26 protein-coding genes and 1 pseudogene are annotated in these 24,662 nt (G+C 71.9%); 11 read left to right on the forward strand and 16 right to left on the reverse strand.

Annotated elements, in window-relative coordinates; all coding sequences use genetic code 11:
* Nucleotides 1-2: 2 nt before the first annotated feature.
* Entirely contained in the window at nucleotides 3-593 is a 591-nt protein-coding gene (locus ABT158_RS08075; RefSeq protein WP_352352049.1) for a TetR/AcrR family transcriptional regulator, read from the forward strand.
* On the opposite strand, the gene ABT158_RS08080 is transcribed toward ABT158_RS08075, so the two are convergent.
* From ABT158_RS08080 to ABT158_RS08090, 3 genes are read right to left on the reverse strand one after another with little or no spacing between them, the layout of a single operon-like run.
* Entirely contained in the window at nucleotides 552-1,607 is a 1,056-nt protein-coding gene (locus ABT158_RS08080) for an acyl-CoA dehydrogenase family protein (RefSeq protein ID WP_352352050.1), read from the reverse strand. The two genes, ABT158_RS08075 and ABT158_RS08080, sit on opposite strands and share 42 nt — an antisense overlap.
* Entirely contained in the window at nucleotides 1,604-2,767 is a 1,164-nt protein-coding gene (locus ABT158_RS08085; RefSeq protein WP_352352051.1) for an acyl-CoA dehydrogenase family protein, read from the reverse strand. The genes ABT158_RS08080 and ABT158_RS08085 overlap by 4 nt, the downstream gene beginning before the upstream one ends.
* Nucleotides 2,764-3,966, reverse strand: a complete 1,203-nt coding sequence (locus tag ABT158_RS08090; protein ID WP_352352052.1) for an acyl-CoA dehydrogenase family protein — start codon at nucleotides 3,964-3,966, stop codon at nucleotides 2,764-2,766. Before ABT158_RS08090 ends, ABT158_RS08085 begins: the two co-directional genes overlap by 4 nt.
* A 107-nt stretch (nucleotides 3,967-4,073) precedes the next feature.
* On the opposite strand from ABT158_RS08090, the gene ABT158_RS08095 reads away from it, so the two are divergent.
* From ABT158_RS08095 to ABT158_RS08105, 3 genes are all read left to right on the forward strand, one after another.
* Complete coding sequence (locus ABT158_RS08095; protein WP_352352053.1) at nucleotides 4,074-4,649, forward strand: GNAT family N-acetyltransferase; 576 nt, start codon at nucleotides 4,074-4,076, stop codon at nucleotides 4,647-4,649.
* 24 nt (nucleotides 4,650-4,673) lie between these two features.
* Complete coding sequence (locus ABT158_RS08100; RefSeq protein ID WP_352352054.1) at nucleotides 4,674-7,070, forward strand: nSTAND1 domain-containing NTPase; 2,397 nt, start codon at nucleotides 4,674-4,676, stop codon at nucleotides 7,068-7,070.
* A gap of 168 nt (nucleotides 7,071-7,238) precedes the next feature.
* Nucleotides 7,239-7,364 (forward strand): hypothetical protein, encoded by a 126-nt coding sequence (locus ABT158_RS08105; protein ID WP_352352055.1) that lies wholly within the window; start codon nucleotides 7,239-7,241, stop codon nucleotides 7,362-7,364.
* A 42-nt stretch (nucleotides 7,365-7,406) separates the two neighbouring features.
* On the opposite strand, the gene ABT158_RS08110 is transcribed toward ABT158_RS08105, so the two are convergent.
* Nucleotides 7,407-7,979, reverse strand: coding sequence for a TetR/AcrR family transcriptional regulator (locus ABT158_RS08110; RefSeq protein WP_352352056.1), 573 nt, complete (start codon nucleotides 7,977-7,979; stop codon nucleotides 7,407-7,409).
* An 82-nt stretch (nucleotides 7,980-8,061) separates the two neighbouring features.
* Between ABT158_RS08110 and ABT158_RS08115 the strand changes: the two genes are divergently transcribed.
* The gene (locus ABT158_RS08115; protein ID WP_352352057.1) at nucleotides 8,062-9,222 is read left to right on the forward strand and encodes an FAD-dependent monooxygenase; all 1,161 of its coding nucleotides are present in this window, start codon (nucleotides 8,062-8,064) and stop codon (nucleotides 9,220-9,222) included.
* Here ABT158_RS08115 and ABT158_RS08120 read toward each other — a convergent pair.
* From ABT158_RS08120 to ABT158_RS08140, 5 genes are all read right to left on the reverse strand, one after another.
* A complete protein-coding gene (locus ABT158_RS08120) occupies nucleotides 9,191-10,153 on the reverse strand; it encodes a DMT family transporter (protein ID WP_352352058.1) in 963 nt (320 codons plus the stop codon). The genes ABT158_RS08115 and ABT158_RS08120 overlap by 32 nt on opposite strands.
* Nucleotides 10,154-10,317: 164 nt before the next feature.
* Nucleotides 10,318-10,692: a VOC family protein gene (locus ABT158_RS08125; protein WP_352352059.1), complete on the reverse strand. Its 375-nt coding sequence runs from the start codon at nucleotides 10,690-10,692 to the stop codon at nucleotides 10,318-10,320.
* 54 nt (nucleotides 10,693-10,746) lie between these two features.
* Nucleotides 10,747-12,897 carry an accessory Sec system translocase SecA2 gene (secA2, locus tag ABT158_RS08130; RefSeq protein ID WP_352352060.1) on the reverse strand — a complete coding sequence of 717 codons (2,151 nt, stop codon included), beginning with the start codon at nucleotides 12,895-12,897 and terminating at the stop codon, nucleotides 10,747-10,749.
* 167 nt (nucleotides 12,898-13,064) lie between these two features.
* Nucleotides 13,065-13,934: a DMT family transporter gene (locus ABT158_RS08135; RefSeq protein ID WP_352352061.1), complete on the reverse strand. Its 870-nt coding sequence runs from the start codon at nucleotides 13,932-13,934 to the stop codon at nucleotides 13,065-13,067.
* 190 nt (nucleotides 13,935-14,124) lie between these two features.
* The gene (locus ABT158_RS08140; RefSeq protein ID WP_352352062.1) at nucleotides 14,125-14,940 is read right to left on the reverse strand and encodes an SAM-dependent methyltransferase; all 816 of its coding nucleotides are present in this window, start codon (nucleotides 14,938-14,940) and stop codon (nucleotides 14,125-14,127) included.
* A gap of 189 nt (nucleotides 14,941-15,129) precedes the next feature.
* Here ABT158_RS08140 and ABT158_RS08145 point away from each other — a divergent pair, with 189 nt between their 5' ends.
* Entirely contained in the window at nucleotides 15,130-15,417 is a 288-nt protein-coding gene (locus tag ABT158_RS08145; protein WP_352352063.1) for a PRC-barrel domain containing protein, read from the forward strand.
* Nucleotides 15,418-15,506: 89 nt separating this feature from the next.
* Here ABT158_RS08145 and ABT158_RS08150 read toward each other — a convergent pair whose 3' ends face one another.
* A complete protein-coding gene (locus ABT158_RS08150; protein ID WP_352352064.1) occupies nucleotides 15,507-16,058 on the reverse strand; it encodes a nucleotidyltransferase in 552 nt (183 codons plus the stop codon).
* Nucleotides 16,059-16,209: 151 nt separating this feature from the next.
* Between ABT158_RS08150 and ABT158_RS08155 the strand changes: the two genes are divergently transcribed.
* Nucleotides 16,210-16,695 (forward strand): DUF1360 domain-containing protein, encoded by a 486-nt coding sequence (locus tag ABT158_RS08155; RefSeq protein ID WP_352352065.1) that lies wholly within the window; start codon nucleotides 16,210-16,212, stop codon nucleotides 16,693-16,695.
* Between the two features lie 38 nt (nucleotides 16,696-16,733).
* Here the strand turns inward: ABT158_RS08155 and ABT158_RS08160 are convergent.
* Nucleotides 16,734-17,686: pseudogene (locus ABT158_RS08160) on the reverse strand (TIGR03557 family F420-dependent LLM class oxidoreductase).
* Between the two features lie 71 nt (nucleotides 17,687-17,757).
* On the opposite strand from ABT158_RS08160, the gene ABT158_RS08165 reads away from it, so the two are divergent.
* Together ABT158_RS08165 and ABT158_RS08170 are read left to right on the forward strand one after the other, a co-directional pair.
* Nucleotides 17,758-17,907, forward strand: a complete 150-nt coding sequence (locus ABT158_RS08165; RefSeq protein ID WP_165959640.1) for a GPGG-motif small membrane protein — start codon at nucleotides 17,758-17,760, stop codon at nucleotides 17,905-17,907.
* 136 nt (nucleotides 17,908-18,043) lie between these two features.
* Entirely contained in the window at nucleotides 18,044-19,825 is a 1,782-nt protein-coding gene (locus ABT158_RS08170) for a PP2C family protein-serine/threonine phosphatase (RefSeq protein WP_352352066.1), read from the forward strand.
* 11 nt (nucleotides 19,826-19,836) lie between these two features.
* Here the strand turns inward: ABT158_RS08170 and ABT158_RS08175 are convergent, their stop codons facing one another.
* The 3 genes from ABT158_RS08175 to ABT158_RS08185 are packed head-to-tail and all read right to left on the reverse strand — an operon-like array spanning nucleotide 19,837 to nucleotide 21,871.
* Nucleotides 19,837-20,577, reverse strand: a complete 741-nt coding sequence (locus ABT158_RS08175) for a metallophosphoesterase family protein (protein WP_352352067.1) — start codon at nucleotides 20,575-20,577, stop codon at nucleotides 19,837-19,839.
* Entirely contained in the window at nucleotides 20,570-20,818 is a 249-nt protein-coding gene (locus ABT158_RS08180; protein ID WP_352352068.1) for a BON domain-containing protein, read from the reverse strand. Before ABT158_RS08180 ends, ABT158_RS08175 begins: the two co-directional genes overlap by 8 nt.
* 45 nt (nucleotides 20,819-20,863) lie before the next feature.
* Nucleotides 20,864-21,871, reverse strand: coding sequence for a DNA topoisomerase IB (locus ABT158_RS08185; RefSeq protein ID WP_352352069.1), 1,008 nt, complete (start codon nucleotides 21,869-21,871; stop codon nucleotides 20,864-20,866).
* A 54-nt stretch (nucleotides 21,872-21,925) separates the two neighbouring features.
* Between ABT158_RS08185 and ABT158_RS08190 the strand changes: the two genes are divergently transcribed.
* Both ABT158_RS08190 and ABT158_RS08195 read left to right on the forward strand, forming a co-directional pair.
* Nucleotides 21,926-22,192, forward strand: a complete 267-nt coding sequence (locus tag ABT158_RS08190; RefSeq protein WP_352352070.1) for a DUF805 domain-containing protein — start codon at nucleotides 21,926-21,928, stop codon at nucleotides 22,190-22,192.
* Between the two features lie 8 nt (nucleotides 22,193-22,200).
* The gene (locus tag ABT158_RS08195; RefSeq protein WP_352352071.1) at nucleotides 22,201-23,205 is read left to right on the forward strand and encodes an SDR family oxidoreductase; all 1,005 of its coding nucleotides are present in this window, start codon (nucleotides 22,201-22,203) and stop codon (nucleotides 23,203-23,205) included.
* 306 nt (nucleotides 23,206-23,511) lie between these two features.
* Here the strand turns inward: ABT158_RS08195 and ABT158_RS08200 are convergent, their stop codons facing one another.
* Together ABT158_RS08200 and ABT158_RS08205 are read right to left on the reverse strand one after the other, a co-directional pair.
* Nucleotides 23,512-24,027 carry a GNAT family N-acetyltransferase gene (locus ABT158_RS08200; protein WP_352352072.1) on the reverse strand — a complete coding sequence of 172 codons (516 nt, stop codon included), beginning with the start codon at nucleotides 24,025-24,027 and terminating at the stop codon, nucleotides 23,512-23,514.
* A 226-nt stretch (nucleotides 24,028-24,253) separates the two neighbouring features.
* Nucleotides 24,254-24,661, reverse strand: a complete 408-nt coding sequence (locus ABT158_RS08205) for a RidA family protein (RefSeq protein ID WP_352352073.1) — start codon at nucleotides 24,659-24,661, stop codon at nucleotides 24,254-24,256.
* Nucleotide 24,662 lies beyond the last annotated feature (1 nt).

Raw genomic sequence — 24,662 nt, forward strand, 5'->3', positions numbered from 1 at the left:
ATGTGAAGGAAGAACCCGTTCGGCAGCGGTTGCTCGCCGAGGCGACCCGGCTGTTCGCGGCACGTGGATTCGAGGGGACCTCGGTCCAGGAGATCGTCCAGGCGGCCGGCGTCACCAAGGGCGCCATGTACCACTATTTTGACTCAAAAGACGATCTGCTGCACGAGATCTACGCCCGCCTGCTCCGCATGCAGATGGACCGGCTGACGCGCATCGCCGACGGCCCCGGCCCGGTCCGCGAGCGGCTGCACCGGGCCGCGGCCGACGTCGTGGAGACGACGACCGCCAACCTCGACGACTCCAAGATCTTCTTCCGGTCGATGCACCTGCTCGCGACCGAGAAGCAGAAAACCGTGCGCGCCGAGCGCCGCCGCTACCACGAACGTTTCCGCGACCTGGTGGCCGAGGGGCAGCGCACGGGCGTGCTCAGCGCCCGGGTGCCCGCCGAGCTGGTGGTGGACTACTTCTTCGGCTCGGTGCACCACCTGGGCACCTGGTTCCACGCGGACGGGCCGCTGACCGGCGCCCAGGTGGGCAAGCACTTCGCCGACCTACTGCTGAACTCCCTCGGGGCCGGGGACGCCGGCGAGTGAGGCCAGCGCCTCCCGATGGTCGCCGGGCGTGCCGAGCGCGATCTCGGTGGCCTTGGCGCGCTTGAGATACAGATGCACGGGATGCTCCCAGGTCATCCCGATCCCGCCGTGGAGCTGCACCGCCTCCTCGGCGGCGTGCACCGCCACCCCCGCGTTCCACGACTGCGCCACCGCGACCGGGATGTCCCCGGGATCGGCGGCCGCGCCGCGGGCGGCGGCCCTGGCCCTGACCACGTCCAGCCAGAGGTCGGCCAGCCGGTGCTTGACCGCCTGGAACGAGCCGACCGGCCGGGCGAACTGGTGGCGCTCCTTGACGTAGGCGAGCGTCGTGTCCAGGCACCACTCGGCCACGCCGAACTGCTCGGAGGCCAGCAGCCCGGCCCCGAACCTCAGCACGCCGGCCAGGTCGCACGCACCGACGTCGCGCACCTCCGCCCCGGAGAGCGTGACGGTGGCGACCGGCCTGGTCAGGTCGAGCGAGGGCACGACCTCGACGGTGGCGCCCTCGACCTCGTACAGCCTGCCCTCGAAGGGGACGAGGAGCACGTCGGCCACGTCCGCGCCGGCCACCCCGGTGACGGCGCCGGACAGCCGCCCGCTCGCCAGCCGCAGCGACGACCCGCGCCCCGGCCGGTACGGCGAGGCCGCGAACGACACGACCAGCGCCGCCGTCCTGCGTCCTTCGGCCAGCTCGCCGAGCAGGGCGTCACCGGTGGGCAGCAGCGCCTTGGTGGCCAGCACCGCGCTGGTCAGGAACGGCACCGGCGCCACGGCCCGGCCCAGCTCCTCCAGCACGACGGCCACCTCGCTGGCCGACGCGCCCGCGCCGCCCAGCTCCTCGGGCACGAGGAGCCCGGCGACGCCGATCTCGCCCGCCAGCGTCTTCCACAGGTCAAGGTCGTAGGGCTGCGACTCGACGCGCCCGAGCACCGCGGCGGGCGGGCAGCGGTCGGCGAGCAGGCCGCGCACGGCGGCCCGCAGCTCCTCCTCGACCTCGGAGTAGAGCAGAGTCATCGCGGCAGGTCCTTCCAGGGCACGTCCTTGTCGACGCGGGGCTCGGAGGGCAGGCCGAGCACCCGTTCGGAGATGATGTTGCGCAGGATCTCGGACGTGCCGCCCTCGATCGAGTTGCCCTTGGCCCGCAGGTAGCGGTAGCCGGGGCCGCGGCCGTAGAAGTCGACGTCCTCCGAGCGGCGGAACGTCCAGTCGTCGTAGCCCAGGTCGCGGCGGAGCTCGACGTCGAAGCCGGACAGCGCCTGGTTGAGCTTGGCGAACGACAACTTCATGCCCGAGCCCTCGGGGCCGGGCTGGCCGGCGGCGAGCTGCTCGCGCAGCCGGGCCCCGGACAGGCGGGTGACCTCGGCCTCCACCCACAGCGCCAGCAGCCGCTGGTGCAGGTCGTGGGTGCGCAGCTCGGGGTTCGCGCGCCAGGCTTCCAGCACCGCGCCGACCATGCCGCCGCCGCGCCGCACGGGCGCGCCGCCGATCGCGACGCGCTCGTTCATCAGCGTGGTCTGCGCGACCCGCCAGCCGTCGCCGACCTCGCCCAGCCGCAGGTCGTCGGAGAGCCGCACGCCGGTCAGGAACACCTCGTTGAACTCGGCCTCGCCGGTGATCTGCCGCAGCGGCCGCACCTCGACGCCGGGGGCGTGCATGTCGCAGACGAAGTACGTCATGCCGCGGTGCTTGGGCACGTCCGGGTCGGTGCGGGTGACCAGGATCGCCCAGCGGGAGTGGTGGGCGCCCGACGTCCAGACCTTCTGGCCGTCGACCACCCACTCGTCGCCGTCCCGGACCGCGCGGGTGGCCAGCGTGGCCAGGTCGGAGCCGGCGCCGGGCTCGCTGAAGAGCTGGCACCAGATCTCCTCGCCGGTCCACAGCGGGCGCAGGAAGCGCCGTTTCTGCTCCGGCGTGCCGAACGCCAGGATCGTCGGCGCGGCCATGCCGAGACCGATGCCCTGGACGCCGCCGTTGATCTGCGGCGTGCCGGCCAGCTCGTGCTCGACCACCTGCTGCAGCTCCCTGGCCGCGCCGAGGCCGCCGAGCCCTCCGGGGAACCAGACCCAGGCCAGCCCGGCGTCGAACCTGGCCCGCAGGAACTCCAGCCGGTCCCCCGCGGGGTCGTGCTCGCCCAGGAACGCGCGCACGCGCTCCTTGATCTGCGCTTCGTTCACATGAACCTCTTCAGCTCGCGATAGGCCAGGGACCGCTTGTGCACCTCGTCGGGGCCGTCGGCCAGGCGCAGGGAGCGGGCGCCCGCCCAGAGCGCGGCCAGCGGGAAGTCCTGGGAGACGCCGCCCGCGCCGTGCACCTGGATGGCCTTGTCCAGGATCCATTCGACGGTGATCGGGGTGGAGATCTTGATGGCCTGGATCTCGGTGTGGGCGCCCTGGTTGCCCACGGTGTCCATGAGCCAGGCGGTCTTGAGCACGAGCAGGCGCAGCTGCTCGATCCTGATGCGGGACTCGGCGATCCAGTCCTGGACCACGCCCTGCTGGGCGACCGGCTTGCCGAACGCCGTCCTGGCCAGGGCCCGCTCGCACATCAGCTCGACCGCGCGCTCGGCCATGCCGATCAGGCGCATGCAGTGGTGGATGCGGCCGGGGCCGAGCCTGGCCTGCGCGATGGCGAAGCCGCCGCCCTCCTCGCCGATCAGATTCTCGGCCGGTACGCGCACGTCCTCGAAGATCACCTCGGCGTGGCCGCCGTGGTCGGCGTCGGTGTAGCCGAAGACGTGCATGCCGCGTTTGACGTGCAGCCCCGGGGTGTCGCGCGGCACCAGGACCATGCTCTGCTGCCGGTGCTTGGGCGCGTCGGGGTTCGTCTTGCCCATGACGACGAAGATCTTGCAGTTGGGGTTCATCGCGCCGGAGATGAACCACTTGCGGCCGTTGATGACGTACTCGCCGCCGTCGCGGACGATCGAGGTGGCGATGTTGGTGGCGTCGGAGGAGGCGACGTCGGGCTCGGTCATCGCGAACGCCGACCGGATCTCGCCGTCGAGCAGCGGGCGCAGCCACTCCTCGCGCTGCCACTGGCTGCCGAACATCGACAACACTTCCATGTTGCCGGTGTCGGGGGCGGCGCAGTTGGTGGCGGTGGGGGCGATGCTGGGGCTGCGGCCCATGATCTCGGCCAGCGGGGCGTACTGGAGGTTCGTCAGGCCGGCGCCGTGCGCGCCGGGCAGGAACAGGTTCCACAGGCCGCGCTTCCTCGCCTCGTCCTTGAGGTCGTCGAGCAGCGGTGGCGGGCTCCAGCCGGCGGCCGCGGCCTGCTCCTCGAAGGCGGGCTCGGCCGGATAGACGCATTCGTCCATGAAGCGGAGCAGGCGCTCGCGCAGGTCCTCGGTGACGGTGTCGAAGGCGAAGTCCATGCCGGTGAGCCTACCGACCGGCCGGTATGGATGTCGACAGGTGGTTCCCCGCAAAAAGGGCCAGGTGGCCGTCAACCTGCGACGGGACCGCCGCCTATCGTGGCGGCATGACCGCCAAGCTGCCCGCGCCCGTGGTGCTGGAGAACGACGTCGTGCGCCTCGAACCGCTCACCCTGGACCACGTCCCCGACCTGTTCGCCGCCGGCGGCGGGGACGACGAGCTGTGGCGCTGGCTGCCGATCGCCACCCCGCGCACCGAGGAGGACCTGGCCAGGGCGGCCCGCGCGCTCATCGGCGACGACCGGCACGTGCCGTTCGCGGTGATCCCCAAGGAGACCGGGCGGCCGGGCGGCTGGACGACCTACATCGACGTTCCCGGCTTCGACGAAAGCGTCGAGATCGGCTGGACCTGGTACGGCCGCGCCCACTGGCGCACCGCGGTGAACACCAACTGCAAGCTGCTGCTGCTCGACCACGCCTTCGGACTCGGATTCAACCGGGTCCTGCTCAAGACCGACGTGCTGAACCTGCGCTCCCAGGCCGCCATCCGGCGGATCGGCGGCGTGCACGAGGGAACCCTGCGCCGCCACCGGAGAAGGCCCGACGGCACCTGGCGCGACACGGTCTATTTCGGCATCCTCGAAGAGGAGTGGCCGGAGCACCGGGCTCGACTGAACCGCTGAACGGAAGGCGGCATCTAATCCCGCATGACTGATCGGCTGGGAGGCTACTGGCTCGGCGCCCGGCTCGACGGCGGCGGGCGGACCACCGTCCGCGAGGCCTACGACGAGTCGGGCGGTCGCCATGCCCTCCACCTGCCCGGACCGGGCGCGTACGCGACGGTCCCGGAGGTGCGCTCGGTGCACGCGGCGCGACTGGTGGAGGCGTGCCCGCAGGGCGATCCGCCGTATCTGGTCAGCGAGTACATCGAGGGGCCGACGCTGCGCCAGGTCGTCGAGCGGCACGGCCCCTTCGCCGGTGACGACCTCTACCGCCTGGCCGCCGCCACGGCCACCGCGCTGGCCGCGGTGCACGAGGCGGGGGCGGTGCACGGGTCGCTCACGCCCGACAAGATCATTTTAGGCGCCGAGGGGCCGCGCCTGGTCGGGCTGGGGCTGGCCGACGCCGAGGCCGGCCCGGCGGACGACGTCCGGGCGTGGGGGCGCGTCCTGCTGTTCGCCGCGTACGGGCTGACCGAGCGATTAGGCAACGGGGAGCGCCTCGACCGGCTGTTACGCGGCCTGGTCGCCGCCGCGCTCCACGACGACCCCGAGCGCCGCCCGGACGCCCGCCACCTGCTCATGTCCCTGCTCGACGCCCCGCAGTCCCAGCTCGGCCGCCTGCTGCCGCCGGAGCCCGTCGACGACCCGCCGCTCGGCGTCCGCGCCGAGGCCCTCTACCTCCAGCTCTGCCGGGCGGACCAGGATCTGGTGCCCGAGGTCTTCCTGCGCCTGGTCGGCCTCGACGAGTCCGGCGCCGACACCGTGGCCCCCGCCCTCCGCGACGACCTGGTCGCCGGACGCGCCCCCGACGAGGTGGCCGCGATCGACCGGGTGCTGGAGGCGTACGGGAAGGCCGGAATCCTGACGATCGGCGACCGGGGATCCCTCACGATCACGTACACGGCGCTGCTGCGGGCCTGGCCGCGCCTGCACGAATGGCTGGACGGCGAACGGGAGGGCCTGGCCGTGCACCGCGAGCTGGCCAGGGCGGCACGGGCCTGGGAGGCGGGCGGGCGCCGCGAGTCCGACCTCTTCCAGGGCGAACCCCTCGACCGGGCGATGGCGTGGGCGGCCGGCGGACGGCGGCGGGTCACCCTGAGCCCCGGCGAGCAGACCTTCCTGGACGAGGGCCTCGCGCGGGCCCGCGGCGGCGCGCGCAGGCGCCGGAGGCTCATGGTCGGGCTGCTGTCGGGCCTGTTGTCGGTCGCGCTGCTGGCGGCGCTGCTCGCGGTGTGGCAGCGCGGGGCCGCCGAAGGGCGGCTGGAGCAGGCGATGGCCAAGGTCGCCGCGTCGCGGGCCGAAGCGCTGCGGGTGGCCGATCCGGTGACCGCGCGCCGGCTGAGCCTGGCGGCCTGGCGGCTGGCCCAGGTGCCGCAGGCGCGGCGGGCGCTGACGGCGGCGGCCGCCGATCCGGCCGTGGACGTCTTCACCGACCCGTACGCCGGGCCGCGCTCGCTGTACGCGATCAGCGACGACGGCTCCCGGCTGGCCGCGCTGACCGACGACACCGTACGCGTCTACGACGTCCCCGGGCACCGGCGGATCGCCGAGACGGCCGGTCCCGAGCAGAGCGTGCGGGCGATGGCCTGGTCCCCCGACGGGCGCACGCTGGCCTTCGTCGGCGTGGACCGGTCGTACCTGTGGGACACCGCGTCGGGGCGGGGCGTGGGGCCGCCGTTCGGGAGGGGGCTGGGGGCGCCGGGCGAGCAGTCGGCGTGGTTCAGCCCGGGTGGGGGGCTGCTGTTCGCGGCGGCCCGGCAGTCGGGCGAGCGGTGGGCCTGGGACCTGCGGGCCCGCCGGGCGGCCTTCGTCGGCGAGTACGCGGTGGCCGGTCCCGGTGACCGGGTGGCGCTGACGTTCGACGGCCGGCGTTCGGCGATCAGGCGCGGTGACCGCGTCACGCCCGCGCCGTGGCTGGACCGGATGCCGTGGGAGTACACGACGTTCGCGCCGGACGGCGAGCGGGTGGCCATCGCCGAGGAGACCGGCATCCAGATCTACGACCTGGACGGCGTGCCCGTGCTCGGCACCCGGCTGCGCCCCTCCCCCGGCCACCTGCGCTTCAGCCCGGACGGGCGGCTGCTGGCCGGGACGGACAACGACCGGGTGCGGGTGTGGCGCGTCCCCGACCGCGTGCTGCTGGCCGAGCGTCAGGTGCCGGTGGGCGGCGCGGACCGGCCGCCGCGGGCGGTGCTGGCGGACGACGGGCGTACGGCCCGCGTGCTGGCCGCCGGCGGGACGGTGCTCACGCTGGACCTGGCCCGGTGGCCGGCGGCCGGCGACCCGGCGTCGGCGGTGTGCGCCCGGTACGGGGGCCTGTCGGCCGCCGACTGGGCCCGGCACCTGCCCGAGGTGCCCTACCGGGCGACCTGCCCCGGCTGACGACGGCAGACGGCAGCAGATGCCGCCCGATTCCGACTGATCACGGCGTTACGCGAATTTTTCTCGAATTCGTGGCGTGGATCGTGAACCAATCCCCTTGCCGGGCACGTAACCGTAGTCATACGGTCACCGTGAGCTGTTGGGCGACGAGAAGGAGAGTCCCCCCGTATGGGCAGGCATGAGGCACCCCCCAAGGACGAGTCGCCGGAGGCCGAGTCCGGCGCGGCCGACGGCCACCGGGAGCCTCGCGGCAAACACGCGAGGGACGGCGAGGACGCGGGCGGCGAGAAGTAGGCCGCCCGAGGCCACGCATGGCCGACACGGGCGCCGGCGGACCTATCCGCCGGCGCCCTCGTCACGCAGCATGCCGGTCAGCAGGTCGCGCAGCGCGAGGGTGAGCTCCTCCACGGTGGGCACGGAGCCCGCGCCCGCGATCGCGTCGAACATCAGCCCCTCCGCGAAGGCCACGAGCTGGCGGGCGTGGCGCACCGGGTCCTTCGAGCCCAGGGCGGCCAGCATGGCGGGCGCCGGGTCGCGGAAGTGGCGGCCCGCCCGGTTGTAGATCTCGCGCAGCTCCGGCCGCCTGGTGGCCTCCAGGGCCAGCTCGTAGCGGGCCAGGGTGCGCCTGCGGTCGTCGAGCTGCGCGCGCACCGCCTCGGCCAGCCGGGCGGGCAGGTCGTCGAGGGTGAGCGACACCGGCTCGTAGGCGATCGCCATGGCCTTCATCTCCAGCTCGGTGAGCCGGGACAGGGTCAGCTCCAGCAGGGCGGCCCGGGTGCGGGCCAGGTTGGAGGTGGATCCGGGCGGCAGCCCGGCCGCCTCGTCCACGGCGCGGTGGGTGAGGCCGCGCATGCCCCGCTCGGCCAGCAGGGTGATGGCCGTGTCGGCGACGGCGTCCGCTCGTTTCACGGACCGAATACTACAGGGGTAGTGCGAGCGAACTACAGGCGTAGTACGCTGACACTACAGACGTAGTAACCAAGGAGGCGTCATGCCCAAGGCTGTGGTGATCGGTGGCGGCATCGGAGGGCTGGCCTGCGGCGTGGCCCTGCGCCGCAAGGGGTGGGAGGTGAGCGTCCTGGAGCGGGCGGCCGCCGTCGAGCCCGTCGGATCGGGGCTGGCGGTCGCCGCCAACGCCCTCAAGGCGCTGGACACGCTGGGCTTGGGCGACCGGGTGCGCGAGCTGTCCACGGTGGAGGGGCCGCTCGGCGTGCGGCGGGCGGACGGCCGCTGGCTGACGCGTACCACCACCGATCACGCCGACGCCCGGTACGGGGACTCGGTGGTCGTCATGCTGCGGGCCACCCTCATGGACGTGCTCGCCGACGCCCTGGACCCGGGCGTCCTGCGGCTGGGCGTCACCGTGACGGGTGTTGACGCCGAGCGCGGGATCGTCCGCACGGACGCGGGCGAGATCGAGGCCGACCTCGTCGTGGGCGCCGACGGCATCCGCTCGGCGACCCGGCGGGCGCTCTTCCCCGGCCATCCGGGGCCGGTGTACTCGGGGGTGACGGCGTGGCGGGCGCTCGTCCCGCGGAACGGGCTGGAGATCCCCCGGTCGGAGAGCTGGGGCAGGGGGCTGGTGTTCGGCGTCCACCAGCTCACCGACGACCTGGTCTACCTGTACGCCACCGACCTGTCACCCGCCGGCGCCGCCCACGGGGACGAGCGGGAGGAGCTGCTGCGCAGGTTCGGCGGCTGGCACGAGCCGATCCCGGCGCTGCTGCGGGCCGCCGACCCGGCGCGGGTCATCCGCAACGACGTCCACTACCTGAAGACGCCGCTGCCCGCCCTGCACCGGGGCAAGGTGGCGCTGGTGGGTGACGCGGCCCACCCGATGACCCCGAACCTGGGGCAGGGCGCCTGCCAGGCGCTGGAGGACGCCGTGGTGCTCGCGCACGTGGCCGGCGGCGACCTGGCCGCCTACACCGCCGCGCGGCTGGCGCGCACGTCGGGGGTCGTGCGGCGGTCGATGACGATCTGCCGGGTCACCAAGCTGCGCAACCCGCTCGCGGTACGGCTGCGCGACCTGGCGGTGACCGTGGCGGGCCGGCTCAGCCCGGAGTTGATGCTGCGTTCGATGGACGACGTGCTGTCCTGGCGTCCGCCGGCGGCGGCGGTCACTGACCGGACGCGGGCCGCCGGCCGGTGACCGCGCCCTCGGACGCCGTCTCGGGCGCCTTGGGCGCCTTGGCCGCGGCCTCGGCGGCCACCGTGGCGGAGGTGAGCACCGGGGGCACGGGCGCGGGGGCCGGGGCCGGCTTGGAGTGGTCGGGGGTGAGGCGGCCGAGGGTGATCGTGCCGCCGATGGTCAGCGCCCCGGCCAGCAGGGCGGGGATGGCCGTGGACGGGCTCGTGGGCAGCGGTTCGCCGAGCAGGATCGCCCCCGCCAGCACCGACGTGATCGGGTCGATGACCTGGACGCCGGCGTAGGCGATGCCGAAGTAGCCGACCGCGTACGAGCGCTGGAGCAGCACCACCGCGCAGACCAGCAGCACCGGCACGGCCAGCGTGAACCAGTGGATCAGCCGCCCCCAGTCGCCCTCCAGCCCGCCGCCGACCACCCGCACGAACGTCGAGACGCTCGCCGTCACCACGCCGGCGCCCACCGACAGCAGCAGCGCCCGCGCGGGCCCGTGGAAGCGCCGCGCGAGCACCTGCGAGACCACCGCGATCGCCGCGATGACGCCCAGGAAGGCGAGCGCGGCGCCGCTGCTCAGCCGGGGCGTGACGTTGTGCTGCGGCACCAGCAGCATGAGCCAGAGCAGGCCCACGGCCACGGCGATCGAGCCGAGGATCTCCGCCCGGTAGGGCCTGCGCCCGTACATGAAGGCGGCCAGCGGCACCGCGAACACCAGGGTGGCCACGCTGATCGGCTGCACGGCCACCAGCGGCGCGAAGCTGAGCGCCACGGCGTGCAGGCACGCCCCGGCGAAGCCGATCACGCCGCCGATCCACCAGCGGGGGCGCCGGACCAGCTTGAGCGAGGCGCCCGCGGCCACGGCCTCGTACTGTTGGAGGGCGGCGCCGAGCGCGTATCCCAGCGCTCCGGCCAGCGCGATGAGCAGCCCGATCCAGGTCATCGGCGCCCACGCAGGGGCAGGGGTCCGTGCAGGAGCATTGCTCCAGCTTAAGAGCCGAGCGGAGCGCTACCATCATTCTTTAGGCTGATAATTCGCCCAATTGGGGCCGCCACCTGCACGAACTTGTGGCTGATCCTTGAGCCCCCGCAGGGGCGTCGCGGCCCCTACGATTGCTCGGGAACCACGCAGAACAGGTGGCCCTCCGGGTCCTGCAGCACGATCCAGCGCGTGCCCTCCTCGGTGACGCCCGGCTGGAACTCCGGCTTGACCGCCCCGAGCGCGATGTACTCCTCGACCGCCTTGTCCAGGTCGGGCACGCGGAAGTCGAGATGGAACTTCTTGTCGGCGCTGGGCCACTCGCCCGGCTTGTAACCGGGGACGCGGCCGAAGTAGATGTTCGTGGAGCCGTCGCCGATCGCCGCGTACTCCTCCTCCGAGTACTGGATCTCGAAGCCGGTCACCTCGTGGTAGAAGGCGGCCAGCTTCCGGGGGTCGTCGCAGTCGATGGTGAAGGCGATGAGCTTGGCTTTCGTCGTCATGTGTCCATGCTGGCAGGCGTACCTGTCATCTTCTGTCAGGTACGCCCGGCGGGTTCAGCCGCGACGCGTGGCGGCGGTCACCCGCTTGAGGATCCGGTCCCATTCCGTGCCGAACGGGTTGTCCTGCACCAGGTACGTCCAGGTGGCCGACGGGCGCTTGAGGTCGGGCTCGGGGGCCTCGAACGACTCCAGCGAGCGGCGTTCGACCTCGGCCTGCAGCGCCTTGTACTCGGCCACGGCCTCCCGCTGGAACTCGTCGACCGGGCTCATCCGGCCCAGCGCGCGCAGGTGGATGCCCTCGCGCAGGTCGTTGAGGAAGGCCAGGTGCTCGGTCCAGCAGGTGTCGATGGCGTGCAGGACGATCTGGCGGGCCGTCTCGTCCCTGGTGTCCTCGGGCAGCTCGGCCCAGCGCTCGGGGTCGGCCTCGGCCAGCGCCTTGGCGGCGGCGTCGCCGTGGAGGACCTTGTCGCGCCATTCGAGGATCAGCTCACGCTGGTGTTCGAGCAGGCGGGTGTAGCGCCAGGTGTTGCGGTGGATCTCCAGGTTGACGCCCTCGGCCACCCGCTGGGCGTGGCCCACGATGTACGCGCCGCGCCGGTGGCGCACCAGGCCGTCGGGGTCTGGGGCGGGCGGGCGCTCGTCGGGGACGAACTGGGTGATCAGGTCGTCGGTCATGCTGACGAAGAAGACCGAGCCGCCCGGGTCGCCCTGGCGGCCGGCCCGGCCGCGGAGCTGGTCGTCGAGGCGGCTGCTGGCGTGGCGGCCGGAGCCGATCACGTAGAGGCCGCCGAGCTCGGCCACGCCCTCGCCGAGCCGGATGTCGGTGCCGCGGCCGGCCATCTGGGTGGAGACGGTGATCGCGCCGCGCTCGCCCGCCCTGGAGATGATCGTGGCCTCTTCGGCGTCGTTCTTGGCGTTGAGGACGACCGGTTCCATGCCGCGGCGCTGCAGGAGCTTGGCGAGGTTCTCCGACTCGGCCACGTCGAGGGTGCCGATGAGGATCGGCCGGCCCGTCTCGTGCACCTCCTGGATCTCCTCGACCAGCGCGGCGTCCTTGTCGGGGACGGTCGGGTAGATGCGGTCGGGCTCGTCCTGCCGCACGCACGGCCGGTTGGACGGGATGACCGCGACCTTGAGGCCGTAGAACTCCCCGAGCTGCTCGTTGACCGCGACGGCGGTGCCCGTCATGCCGCAGATCTGCGGGTAGCGGCGGATCAGCCCCTGGACGGTGATCGAGTCGAGGATCTCGCCCTTCTCGCTCGGCGGCAGCGCCTCCTTGGCCTCCACGGCCGCCTGGAGACCGTCGGGCCAGCGCTGCAGCAGCGCGACCCGGCCGCGCGAGGGGTTGATCAGCTGCACCCTGCCGTCGCGCACGATGTAGTCGACGTCGCGGGCGAGCAGCGCGTGGGCGTGCAGGGCGAGGTTGAGCTCGATGAGGGTGCCGGGCTCGTGCTCGTCGTAGAGCTCGACGCCGAGGATGTTCTCGACGCTGTCGGCGCCCTTGGGGGTGAGGTAGACGTTGCGCGCCTGCTCGTCGATCTCGTAGTGGTAGCCGCGGACGAGCGTGCGCACCAGCGCCGCCATCTCCGGCACCGCGCTGCCGGGGTCGGCCGCGCCGGCCATCACCAGCGGCACCCTGGCCTCATCGACCAGCACGGAGTCGGCCTCGTCGATCAGCGCCACCTCGGGCGCGGGCACGATGATCTCGGCCGGGTCGGTGCGCAGCCGGTCGCGCAGCACGTCGAAGCCGATCTCGCTGACCGGCCCGTACGTGACGTCCTTGGCGTAGGCGGCGCGGCGCTCCTCCGGGGTGGAGTTCTGGTCGATCCAGCCCACGCTGACGCCGAGCGCCTCGTAGAGCGGGCCCATCCACTCGGCGTCGCGCCTGGCCAGGTAGTCGTTGACGGACATCACGTGGACGCGCTTGCCCTGCAACGCGTAGCCGGCGGCGGCCATGGCGCCCGACAGGGTCTTGCCCTCGCCGGTCGCCATCTCGGCCACCTTGCCGTCGAGCAGGGCGAGCGTGCCCAGCAACTGCACGTCGTACGGCCTGAGCCCGAGGGTGCGGTCGGCGGCCTCGCGCACGACGGCGCAGAACTCGGCCAGATCGTCCATGGCCGGCGTCGGCAGCTCGTCGAGCTTCCCGACGCGGCCGGCGCGCTCTTCGGCCGCCTGCACGATCTTCAGATAGGGGCTCAGGTTCACGCCGCCTGGACGATCCAGGAGGTTTCTGAATATTCCCTTTATCGAGGCCACAGTTCCTCCAACGCACGTTTCGCCGGCGCCGTTCCGTTATGCCGATATGAGAGAACGGAGCGACGATACGGCAAGCGTCGCCGTACCGGACCTTAACTCATCACGGGCCCTGGACCTCACATCTCCGTTTCCGCTTTCAGCGCGAGAACGGCGACCGCGGCGAGCAGGAGCGCGCACCCGCCCCAGGCGAGCGGCGTCAGCCGCTCGCCGAACAGCAGGACGCCGATCAGCGCCGCCCCGGCCGCCTCGCCCAGCGAGATGATCGAGACCGTGGTGGCCGGCAACGCGGTGAGCGCCCGGAAGAACAGGCCGTAGGCCAGGGCGGTGGGCACCGCGCCCAGGTAGACCAGCAGCGCCACCGACGACACGCTCAGCTCGGGCAGCACGCCCGCCGGCAGGGCGAAGGGCGCCAGGCAGGCCGCCCCGACCACGAAACCGCCGACCGCGGTGGCCTGCGGGTCGGCCGCCCTGTGGTGGCGGGAGAAGAGCGTCACGCCGGCGTACCCGGCGGCCGACAGCAGGGCGTACCCGATGCCGGACAGAGAGCGGGCCTGGACGACGGACTCCCAGGTGAGCAGCACGAGCCCGACCGGCGCGGCGGCCAGCGCGGCGCGGGCGACCGGGCCGAGCGGCTCGCGCAGCAGCAGCCGCCCGCCGAGGGCGGTGATGATCGGCGTGGCGCCCATGGTCACGACGGTCGCGACCGCGACGCCGGACCCGGCGATGGCCGCGAAGTACGCGGTCTGGTAGACGGCCATGCCGGCCCCGATCGGCAGGACGTGCCAGGTGAGCCGGCGCGGACGCGCCGCGCGGCGGGTGAGCGCGAGCAGGAAGGCGGCGCCGAGCAGGTAGCGCCAGAGCGAGACGCCGACGGGGCCGAGGTGGCCCGACTCGAACAGCAGCGCGCCGGCGGCGCCACCGGTGCCCCAGGCCGTGGCGGCCACGGAGACGTAGACGGCGCCACGGCGGGCGGAGACAGGGGTCATGACAGGAGTTCTCCGGATGGAGTGGTTGGAATGGGCCCGTATGCGGGCAGCAACCACCCCCGGATCGGTCAGACCCGGAGAATCCTCAAACGCCGCCGCCCGCTAGAGGGCCGGCGGCGGGGAGCAGACGAGGAATCGACGCGGCATGGGCGTCACCCTAGCCGCCGTCCGCGGCGAAAGCAGCCGGGTTTCACGGCTTGCGGGCCACGCCTCCCAGCAGCAGCTCTTCCCAGGGGGCCAGCGGGCCGGGCAGCCGCTCGTCGGGGTGCCATTCGGGGAAATGCACCACCCCGGGCTCGACCAGCACGAGCCCGTCGAAGTACGCCTCGATCGCCGCGCGCTCGCGGAAGTGGCCGGTGCCCATCGTGGCCTGGAGCAGCGCCTCCAGGGCCTTGGCCTTGGGGTTGCCGGAGGCGAGCATGTTGGAGACGGCCAGGTGGCTGCCGGGGGCGAGTTCAGCGACGTACCGCCGGACCAGGCCGTGGGGGTCGTCGGCGGCGGGGAACAGGTGCAGCAGCCCGATGGCCAGCAGGGCCGTGGGCTGGTCGAGGTCGATCAGGCGGCCCAGCTCGGGGTGGCCGAGCACGGCGTCGACGTCGCGGGCGTCGGCGGTGATCGCGGTGGCGTGGGGGTTGCCGCTCAGGATGGCGCGGGCGTGCGGCTCGACCATGGGGTCGATGTCCACGTAGACCACCCTGGTACGGGGGTCGGCGAACTGGGCGACCTCGTGCGTGTTCTCGATGGTCGGCAGCCCGGCGCCGAGGTCGATGATCTGCCTGATGCCCGCCTCGCGGACGAGGAAGTCGACGATCCGGCCGATGAAGGCCCGGTTGCACCAGACGAGGTCGACCACCTCGGGCACGGCATCCTTGAGCCGGCGCGCCACCGAGCGGTCGACGGAGAAGTTCTCCACGCCGCCGAGCAGGCAGTCGTGCACGCGGGCCACGCTGGGACGCGTGACGTCGACGCCCGGAGGGGCCCACTCCTGCGCCTCGCCGACGGTCATCCGGTCCCCTTCCAGTCCGTGACGCGGATCGTAGCCGCCGCCACCGACGCTTTGTTGGGGGTTTACCGGAGTCTGTCCGGGTAGCGGAAGTCTTGCCCGAGAAAAGACGGAAGAAGAGAGGAAGAGAGCCCGATGGAGCTCTGGAACTATCGTCCTGACGTCTATGACCGGGGTCAGAGTCTGGATCTCGTGGGGTACCACGTCCAGGCGACCGACGGGAAGATCGGGTCCGTCGACGAGGCGACGTACGAGGTCGGCGAGAGCTACATCATCGTCGACACCGGTCCCTGGATCTTCGGCAAGAAGGTCATGCTGCCGGCGCAGGTCGTCACGCGCATCGACCCTCAGGAGCGCAACGTGCACGTCGCGCGCACCAAGGCCGAGATCAAGGACGCGCCCGAGTTCGACGAGGGCAGGTACAAGGAGCCCGAGTACCGCACGCGGCTGGGTGACTACTACGGCCGCTACGGCGGGTGATCCTCGCAGTCTGCTCTAGAGGGAGGGCCGCGTCCGATCGGGGCGCGGCCCTCCGCCCGTTCCGGGCCGCCCTCCTCAGGGCTGCCGGGTCAGGGCCACCGGCTCTCGCCGCCGGCCACCACCGGCTCGCTCAGCACGCCCAGCCGCTCCAGCAGCGTCACGAACGTCGTCGCGTACGGCGAGTCGGCCACCACCGCCACCACCCGCGACCAGTCCACCTGCTCGCGCAGCGCCCGCACCTGGGCCAGCAGGGAGCCGTAGTCGCAGGCGTGCTCCGACAGCGGCAGCAGCCACGAGATGACCAGGTCGGTGGCCTCCAGCACGGGCACGATCACCGCCGACGCCTTCAACGGCTCGGCCCGGTCCAGCAGCTCCTCGGTGATCTCATGATCGGAGACCCGGAAGATCAGATCGACCAGCCGGCCCTCGTCGTACGCCTTGACCAGCCAGTCCTCCGGCGGTTTGGCGGTCTCGAAGCCCAGCCCGCGCAGGGCTTCCAGGGCGGCGGGCACGTCATGCTCGGTGAGGACGAAGTCCACGTCGTGCAAGGAGGGGGCGGCGCCTCTGGCGTAGGCCGCGCAGCCGCCGGCCAGCGCGAACTTCACCCCGGCGTCCTTCAGCCCGGAGCTCGCGCGCTTCAACGTGTCAAGGATGGCGTCAGTGACCGCATGACCATGGCTGCTCATGGTTCCGGGCTACCCTCACGATCGTCATGTAGACGTTGGGAACAGCCCAAGAGACCGCCCGGGGGACGGCGCGTAGAGGCAGGGGTTGAGGGTAGCGCCACACCCTATGACCGAGATGCTGGAGAAGACGGAACGGGCCTACGGCAACGGGCATGATCGTCCGCTGGGCGGCTACCTGGGCATCCTCGCCACGTACGGCGCAGGGGTGGCCGGGGCGGCGGCGGCCGCGGTGCTCACCAAGAGGAAGCTGCCCGAGCGGGTCGGCGTCCTCGACCTCGCGCTCATGGCGGCCTGCACGCACAAGGTCTCCCGGCGTCTGGCCAAGGACCCGGTCATGAGCCCCCTGCGGGCGCCCTTCACCAGGTACGAGGGCCAGGGCGGCCCGTCGGAGGTCCAGGAGGAGCCGCGCGGGCCGATGGGCGAGCTGCTGGCCTGCCCGTTCTGCCTGGCCCAGTGGGCGGCCACCGCGTACGCCGTCGGCCTGGTCTTCGCCCCCAGGGTGACCAGGCTCGTCGGCGCCACGATGACCGCGGTGGCCATCTCCGACTGGCTGCAGCTCGGGTACGCCAAGCTGATGAAGTCGGCCGGCTAGCGCACCCTCGGGTACGCAGAGCTGGTGAAGTCGGCCGGTCAGCGCACTCTGGGCAGCACCTCGCGTTCGTAGAAGTCGAAGAACGCGTCCTGGTCCGTGCCGATCTGGTTGACGTAGACCTCGTCGAAGCCCGCGTCCACGTACTCCTTGAGCACCCGCGCGTGGACCTCGGGGTCGGGGCCGACCGGGCTGCCGCCCACGGCCTCGTCCTCGGTGACCGACTCGGCGAGCTGCTCGAAGTGGCGCGGCAGCGGCAGGATCTGCGACGCCTCCCCCTTGATCCCCTGCGTGGGCCACAGGCGGTGGACGGTCTTGCGCGCGGTGGCCTCGTCGGCGGCGTAGCAGGCCTTGAGCCCGCCGAGCGCCGGTTTGCCCGCGCCGCCCGCCTCGCGGAACCGCGTGACCGACTCGGCGTCGGGCGCGGTGGAGATGTAGCCGTCGGCGAGCCGGCCGGCCAGCGTCGTGGACTTCTCGCCGAACCCCGACATCAGGATGGGCACCGGCTCGTCGGGGAGCGTGTAGAGCCGGGCGGTGTCCACGCGGTAGTGGGCGCCCCGGTGGGTCACCAGCCTGCCGGTGAACAACTCGCGCATCAGCCCGACGGCCTCTTCGAGCATCTCCAGCCGTTCGCTGAGCGGGGGCCAGCGCGACTCGACGACGTGCTCGTTCAGCGCCTCGCCGGTGCCCACGCCGAGCCGGAACCGTCCGCCGGTGAGCGCCCCGTGGTGGCGGCGGCCTGGGCGACGACGACCGGGTGCGTACGGATGAGGGGGCAGGTGACGGCTGTGGTGATGGGCAGGGAGGTCGCCTCGGCCAGCGCGCCGATCACGGACCAGACGAAGGGCGCCTGGCCCTGCTCGTCCAGCCAGGGGTGGAAGTGGTCGGAGATCCACAGAGCCTCGAAACCGGCGCGTTCCGCGGCTTTTGCCTGACGTACCAGTTCTTTGGGCCGGTGTTCCTCACACGACAAGAAATAGCCGAATGTCGTCATGAATCACCACCTGCCCGTTACGGCGGAGGAAAACATGTTACTGAGTCGCGCGTGGGGGCAGTTGCAGTCACATGGCTACTTTGCTTTGGATCATCGCCGTCATCCTCGTCATCTCCGGGATCTACGTGATTCTGGCCCGTCGCGACCTCCTCTGGGGGATCGTGCTCATCGTCCTCGGCTTCCTCGTGGGCCCGGGCGGGGTCAGCATCTTCAATGTGTAGGGCGCACGCCGCCCCGCACTCCGTCCGTGACAACCCGCTGGGCCGAACCTCGAGAACGGCCCAGCGGACCACCTAGTTTTGCCGAAATATCAGCACCACCGGCCCTCAATCCCGATTGATCGGGCATGGGGAGCGAGTGAGCAGATTTCCGCCGTTCAGCCGCTACGAGATGAACGCGGCTTCGGCACGGGTCCGTGAGCAACTTGTTCACGTACGCCGCCACCTGCGTACCCAGGCCATCCTCGACGAGGCCACGGCCCGCCTGGCCACCCGGCTCAACATCCGCCCAGGCGAGGCCGCCGAGCAACTCGCCAGGATGGCCCAGCACAGCGGTCTGGAGCTGATCGAGGTCGCCAAGGGCATCGAACGGCCGTCCGAGCAGGTGCTCGAACGGCCCGAGGTGCCCGAGTGGGTGCGCGGCATGCTGGCCGGCGTGCACGCCTCGGCCCTGTTCCTCACCCCCGTCCACGACGACGCGGGCCGGGTCGTCGACTTCCTCGTCATGGCCGCGAACACGCACGCCCGGACCCCCGCCGGACGCACGGCCGACGACCTGGCCGGACGCCGTCTGCTGTCGGTCAGCCCCGGCGTGGCCAGCTCGGGCCTGCTGGACGACTACATCGCCGTGTACGAGTCGGGCGAGTCCCTGCACCACATGCCGCTGGAGTTCGTCGAGGCCATGGACTACCGGCTGTGGCCGGCGACCCTGGCCGTGCGCGCCGCGCGCGTGGACGAGGGCCTGCTGGTGAGCTGGCGCATCCTCGACGACGAGGAGCTGCTGGTCTCCGGCTGGGAACGCGCCCAGCGCCTGGCCGAGCTGGGCTGGGGCGAGTGGAACCTGGCGACCGAGCGCACCCTGTGGACGCCGCAGATGTACGAGATGTTCGGCCGCGCCCGCGCCGACGGCCCGATGCCCCTGGAGGAGCTGCCCGCCGTGGTGGTCGCCGAGGACCTCCCGGTCATGGACGAGCAGATCCGCACGCTGCTGGAGTTCCGCGAGGCCGTGGAGAACGAGTTCCGCATCCAGCACCGGCACGGCGTACGCCACCTGTGCGTCTACAGCGAGCCGATCCTCGACGGGGACGGCGTGCCGGTCAAGGTCCGCTGCCTGGTCCAGGACGTCACCAAGAACCGGCGCAGGGAACGCGCGCTGGCCGTGGCGCACGAGCAGGCGACCAAGGAGAAGGAACGGGCCGAGCAGGAGCACCGGATCACCGTCCAGCTCCAGAACACGATCCTGCCGATCCGCCGGGGCCTCATCCAGGTGCCGGGGCTCGCCGTCGGCGTGCGCTACCTGCCCAGCGAGGACCTGGCCAGGCTGGGCGGCGACTGGTTCAAGGCCCGGCTGATCACCGACGGCCGGGTGCTGCTGGCCATCGGCGACGCCATGGGCCACGGCCTGACCGCCGCGAGCATCATGCTGCAGATGCGCTCGGGGCTGGCCGGCCTGGCCTACACCGGCGCTCCCGCCGGTCAGCTCGCCACCTGGCTGAACGACCTCATCGTGCACTCCAACGAGGACGTCACCGTCACCGGAACCGCGATCATCGGCCACTTCGACCCCGAGCGCCGCACGTTCGCCTGGACCAACGCCGGGCACCCCGCGCCCGTCCTCATCAGGGACGGGCGCGGGCAGGCCATCGACGGGGTCACCGGCACGCTGCTGGGGGCGTTCGACGCGGCCGAGTACGACATGACCGTCACCCAGCTCGAACCCGGCGACACCCTGCTCATGTACACCGACGGCGTCGTGGAGCGGCGCGGGCGGGACCTGGACGTCGGCATCGCCGCGCTCCTGCGGGCCTCGCGCTCGTGCGTGGGGGACGATCCCGAGCAGATGATCGACTGCCTGCTGCGCCGGCTCGGCGCCGACGAGTCCACCGACGACGTGTGCGTGATCGCCGCACGCGTGTTGTGACGCCCTCGGGGTCAGTCGTCGTAGTTGTTGCCCGGCTCCTCCAGGCAGTAGACGCCGTACGCCCTGCCGAGGACGGGCAGGGCGACGTTGCGCACCCGGATGCCGCCCGATGTCATGCCCTTCTCCGTGCCCTTGTGGGCGTGCCCGTGCAGGATCAGGTCGGCGCCCGCCGTGTCCACCGCCTCGGCCAGCAGGTAGCTGCCGAGGAAGGGGTAGATCTCCAGCGGCTCGCCCTCCAGCGTCTCCTTGATCGGTGAGTAGTGGGACAGCACCACGCGCTGGTCGGCCACGAGCTCCTTGAGCGCGACCTTCCACGCCTCGGCGATGTAGCGCGTGTGGGAGATGAAGTTCTTGATCTCGCGCTCGCCGAACTCGCTGGCGCTCTTGCCGGCGAACCCGCCGCCGAACCCCTTGCCGCCGACCACGCCCAGCTTCCGGTCACCACAGTGGATCACCGCGCCGTCGTCGTCGAGCACGATGACGCCGGCGTCGCGCAGCTCGGCGGCGATCTCGTACTGCAGGTCGGAGTGGTAGTCGTGGTTGCCCAGGACCGCCACGGTGGGGATCGGCAGGTCGCGCAGCTCGTCGGCCACCACCCGGCCCTCCTCCAGCGTGCCGTGCCGGGTGAGGTCTCCCGCGACCATGAACACGTCGGCACGTTCCTCGATGCCCTCAAGCCTGCGCCGGTACTGGCCTCTGACGTCCTCGCCCAGGTGGATGTCGCCCACCGCCGCTATTCGCAGGTCAGTCAAGATGCTCATCCTCCCCCAGCACCGAGACGTCGACCACGCGTATCTCGTTGTGCAGGTGCAGCTGGGGCGCGATCTCCCGCGCCACCTGGCCGAGCCTGTCGCGCTGCTCGGCTCCGCTCACCTGACCACGCAGGAACAGCTGGTCGCCGCGGACGTCGACCCTGATGCCCAGCTCGTTCGTGCGTCCGTCCTCGGCCAGCGCCTGTTGGACGCGGGCCGCGACGTACTGCGGAGCTTCCATCGCTTGCCTCCTTCTATTGTCGCCGCATGCCCGGGGATTAACGGCTCAAACGGCGCGAATAAGGTCTATAACGGCCTGTTCCACCGTCCCGTGGGTGGCGAGCTGCCCGTAATCGGCGTCCGCTCCGAGTTCGGTGAGGGCCGCGGCGATCGTCCTGTCCTGGTCGTACGCCTCCACCACCCGCGGGTCCACGTACGACGCCCGCGCCACGGTCGGCGTGTTGCCCAGATACTCGGCCACCTCCCGCATCACCCGGGTCACCGCCCGCTTCCTGGCGGTGCCGTTCCCCGGCGCGTGCTTGGAGACCGCCAGGCCCACGGCGGCCAGGACGGTCGCGTGCCAGGTGCGGAAGTCCTTGGCGGTGACCTCGCAGCCGACCAGTTCGCGCAGGTAGTCGTTGATCTCCTCGCTCCTGACGTCGCCCCAGCCGCCTTCCGGGCGGCGGTAGCGGAGCAGCTCGCCCTCCGCGCCGAGCGCCTTGAGCGAACGCAGCACCGTGCAGGCTCCGGGATCGGCCACCACGACCTCGCGGGAGATGTCCCCCTTGGCCTGGTAGGCGCAGGTCACGACGCCGTTGCTGCAGGTCACGTGGTCCATCCGCAGGGTGGCCAGGCCGTAGGTGTCGTAGCTCTCGCCGCCGATCCTGAAGAAGCCGACGTCCAGCAGGCGGGCGGCGGCGGCCAGCACCCGGTCCCGGGTCAGGCCGCGGCCCTTGAGACGGTCGTCCACGGCCTTGCGGAACGCGGGCAGGCGCTCTGCCACCTCCAGCACGTGGTCGAACTTCGCCTTGTCCTGCTGCTCGCGCCAGAGGTCGTGGTAGCGGTACTGCCTGCGTCCGGCCGCGTCCACGCCGACGGCCTGGAGGTGGCCGTACGGGGAGGGGCAGATCCACACGTCCTTCCACGCCGGGGGGATGACGAGCGACCTGATGCGCGCCAGCGTCGCCTTGTCGCGCACCGGCCGCCCGTCCGGTCCTTCGTAGCTGAACCCGCGCCCGCGGCGGCGCCGGACGATCCCCGGCTCACTCTGGTCACTGGGATGTAGCTCGGGCACGCAGGGCGGCTACCCAGCACGTTAGGCAACAAACAGGACGGGCAGGTGAGCGGCATGCCTGAGAACACGGATGACGGTAGATGGCACGAAGAGGGTGACCGGAAGGGCCACCCCATGGTGCCCGCCACACCGCGCGACGTGGTGCACATCAGGGTGGGGTCGTTCATTCTGGTGTTCCTCTTCGCGTTCACGGTGCTGGGACTCATAGCAGGCGCGCCGGTGATGGCAGGGATCGCGATCGTGCTGTTCATCATCACGATCGTCGACATCGCCCTGGCGATCCGGCGGCAGAAGGACCGAGACACGGGAGAGGCAGGCTGACAACCGACATGGCATCCCTTCGAGGACGCGTGGTAGTGGTGACGGGCGCGAGCGGCGGGGTCGGACGGGCGGTGGTGCGCGAGCTGGGCGCTCGCGGCGCGCGGGTGGCCCTGATCGCCCGCGGCACGGCGGGCCTGGGCGCGGCCGCCGTGGACGTGGGAACCGCGGGCGGGGACGCGAAGGTCTACGAGGCGGACGTGGCCGACTACGAGCAGGTGAAGGCGGCGGCGGAGCGCGTCGAGGCGGAGATGGGACCGATCTCGACCTGGATCAACACCGCCTTTTCCTCAGTCTTCGCCAAGTTCACCGATATTTCGCCAGATGAGTACGCTCGTACCACTTCGGTGACGTACCTCGGTTATGTGTGGGGCACCAAGGTCGCCCTCGACCTCATGGGCCCCCGCAACGCCGGGACCATCGTCCAGGTCGGCTCGGCCCTGAGCCATCGCGGCATCCCCCTCCAGTCGGCGTACTGCGGGGCCAAGCACGCCATCAAGGGCTTCACCGAGTCGCTGCGCACCGAGCTCCTGGCCGACCGGAGCGGCATCGACGTCACGCTGGTCCAGCTCCCCGCGGTCAACACCCCTCAGTTCGAGTGGGTGCTGTCCAAGCTGCGGCGGCACCCCCAGCCCGTCCCCCCGATCTACCAGCCGGAGGTCGCGGCGCGCGCCATCGTGTACGCCGCCGAGCACCCCGGACGCAAGGAATACTGGGTCGGCGCCAGCACCGCGGCCACCCTCATGGCGCAGCGCGTCGCCCCCGCCCTGGTGGACCGGTACCTCGCCAGGACCGGCATCCAGTCCCAGCAGACGGACGAGAAGCAGCCGAGCGGGGTGTCGAACCTCTGGGAGCCGGCCGACGAGGACAAGGACTACGGGGCGCACGGCACGTTCGACGGGCGCTCACATGGTCACAGCCCGCAGGTGTGGCTCTCCCAGCACCGACGGGCGGTGATGGTGGCGGCGGGGGGTGTGGCCGCGGCGGTCACGGTGGCGCGCCGGCTCGCCCGCTGACCGGGGGCCTTTCTCCGGCCCCCGCCCGGCACCTGGTTACCGGGTGGGCCGCGGGAGCCCACCCGGACGCTCGCCGCGCTCGCCATGGCCCCCGCCCGGCACCCGGTTACCGGGTGGGCAACGGGAGCCCCCCTGACCAGACGCGCAGCGAAGTGTCCTCTGCCGATGTACCGGCCATGCCCCTACCGCCTGACCTGGCAGCCGCCCCGAAGATCACCGGCTGGCAATGGCAGCGTCCTCCAACCACTGCGATCTTCAGAGTCGCAGCACTCGCTCCAGAGGGCCCGAGGATCAAGGCAGTTCGGCTCAGCGCCCCGGCAAGGCTCGCTCCAGCTCGATCAAAGCCAGCGCAGGCCCCTCCTCGAACTCGTGGTCGTGCGTCCTGCCGGTCTCGGTGAAGCCGTTCTTGGCGTAGAAGCGGCGGGCCTGGGCCGACTCCCGGATCGTCCACAGGTGCACGTCGTCGTACCCGGCGTCGCGTGCCGCGTCCAGGACGGCCGTCAGCAGAACGCCGGCGATGCCGCTGCCCCAGACGTCCGGATGGGCGAAGAAGGTATAGATCTCCGCGGAGCCGGGACGGGAGGTGGAGGCCCCGAACCGGGCGAAGGCCCCAGGCCGCTCGTTCAGGCGCGCCAGCAGGATCGGATCCCCGCCCTCGGCCAGGATGCCGTGCCACTTGCCGCGCCGCTCCTCGATCCCGGCCGCGGCGACCTTAGGCGCGCACAGCGGGCCGTGCGAGACACCCCAGGACAGGGCGTGGATCTCGCCGAGGACGTCCCCGTCGCCGGGTTGCGCGGGGTGGACCGTGATCACGTCAGGCATGCCTCAGACACTACTGTCAGCCACCATTGCCGACCCCGCCGGGGGACGAGACTTCGACCTGCCGGCCCGCATCACGCGAAGGCCGATTCATGCACCATCCGGGGACGTGACCCGCCCGCGAATCCGAGGAGCGCGCCGTCACGTCCTGCCCGCGCTCAACTGAGCACAACTGAGAAGTGGGTTTTGAACGACGTTTCTCAGTTGCTCTCAGTACGTCGCGCGTCCCTTACGGGAGGATCGCGGTGGCTTCGACCTCGACCAGGTGGTCCGGGACGGACAGGGCCGCGACGCCCAGGAGGGTCGCCGGTGGGGTCGCCGTCGTGTCCAGTTTCGCCTTCGCGCGGGAGATCCCGTCCAGGAGCGCGGGCATCTTGTCGGGGGTCCAGTCCACGACGTGGACGGTCAGTTTCGCCACGTCGTCGAACGACCCGCCGGCCCCGGCGACGGCGGTGGCGACGTTGAGGTAGCACTGTTCGACCTGCGCGGCGAGGTCGCCCGCGCCGACGATGGCGCCCTCGGCGTCCCAGGAGACCTGGCCGGCGACGAAGACCAGCCTCGTGCCCGAGGCGACCGCCGTCTGGTGGTAGACGTCGATCTCGGGCAGGCCCTCGGGGTTCAGCAGGGTGACGGGCATG

Source organism: Nonomuraea sp. NPDC001636 (assembly GCF_040298265.1).
Taxonomy (GTDB): Bacteria; Actinomycetota; Actinomycetes; order Streptosporangiales; family Streptosporangiaceae; genus Nonomuraea.

Excerpts from the sequence above, each read along its gene's own strand:
- ABT158_RS08080 (WP_352352050.1), bottom strand. The coding sequence starts at position 1,607 with ATGACTCTGCTCTACTCCGAGGTCGAGGAGGAGCTGCGGGCCGCCGTG.
- ABT158_RS08090 (WP_352352052.1), bottom strand. The coding sequence starts at position 3,966 with ATGGACTTCGCCTTCGACACCGTCACCGAGGACCTGCGCGAGCGCCTG.
- ABT158_RS08095 (WP_352352053.1), top strand. The coding sequence starts at position 4,074 with ATGACCGCCAAGCTGCCCGCGCCCGTGGTGCTGGAGAACGACGTCGTG.
- ABT158_RS08100 (WP_352352054.1), top strand. The coding sequence starts at position 4,674 with ATGACTGATCGGCTGGGAGGCTACTGGCTCGGCGCCCGGCTCGACGGC.
- ABT158_RS08105 (WP_352352055.1), top strand. The coding sequence starts at position 7,239 with ATGGGCAGGCATGAGGCACCCCCCAAGGACGAGTCGCCGGAGGCCGAG.
- ABT158_RS08115 (WP_352352057.1), top strand. The coding sequence starts at position 8,062 with ATGCCCAAGGCTGTGGTGATCGGTGGCGGCATCGGAGGGCTGGCCTGC.
- ABT158_RS08120 (WP_352352058.1), bottom strand. The coding sequence starts at position 10,153 with ATGACCTGGATCGGGCTGCTCATCGCGCTGGCCGGAGCGCTGGGATAC.
- ABT158_RS08125 (WP_352352059.1), bottom strand. The coding sequence starts at position 10,692 with ATGACGACGAAAGCCAAGCTCATCGCCTTCACCATCGACTGCGACGAC.
- ABT158_RS08135 (WP_352352061.1), bottom strand. The coding sequence starts at position 13,934 with ATGACCCCTGTCTCCGCCCGCCGTGGCGCCGTCTACGTCTCCGTGGCC.
- ABT158_RS08140 (WP_352352062.1), bottom strand. The coding sequence starts at position 14,940 with ATGACCGTCGGCGAGGCGCAGGAGTGGGCCCCTCCGGGCGTCGACGTC.
- ABT158_RS08155 (WP_352352065.1), top strand. The coding sequence starts at position 16,210 with ATGACCGAGATGCTGGAGAAGACGGAACGGGCCTACGGCAACGGGCAT.
- ABT158_RS08165 (WP_165959640.1), top strand. The coding sequence starts at position 17,758 with ATGGCTACTTTGCTTTGGATCATCGCCGTCATCCTCGTCATCTCCGGG.
- ABT158_RS08180 (WP_352352068.1), bottom strand. The coding sequence starts at position 20,818 with ATGGAAGCTCCGCAGTACGTCGCGGCCCGCGTCCAACAGGCGCTGGCC.
- ABT158_RS08190 (WP_352352070.1), top strand. The coding sequence starts at position 21,926 with ATGCCTGAGAACACGGATGACGGTAGATGGCACGAAGAGGGTGACCGG.
- ABT158_RS08195 (WP_352352071.1), top strand. The coding sequence starts at position 22,201 with ATGGCATCCCTTCGAGGACGCGTGGTAGTGGTGACGGGCGCGAGCGGC.
- ABT158_RS08200 (WP_352352072.1), bottom strand. The coding sequence starts at position 24,027 with ATGCCTGACGTGATCACGGTCCACCCCGCGCAACCCGGCGACGGGGAC.
- ABT158_RS08205 (WP_352352073.1), bottom strand. The coding sequence starts at position 24,661 with ATGCCCGTCACCCTGCTGAACCCCGAGGGCCTGCCCGAGATCGACGTC.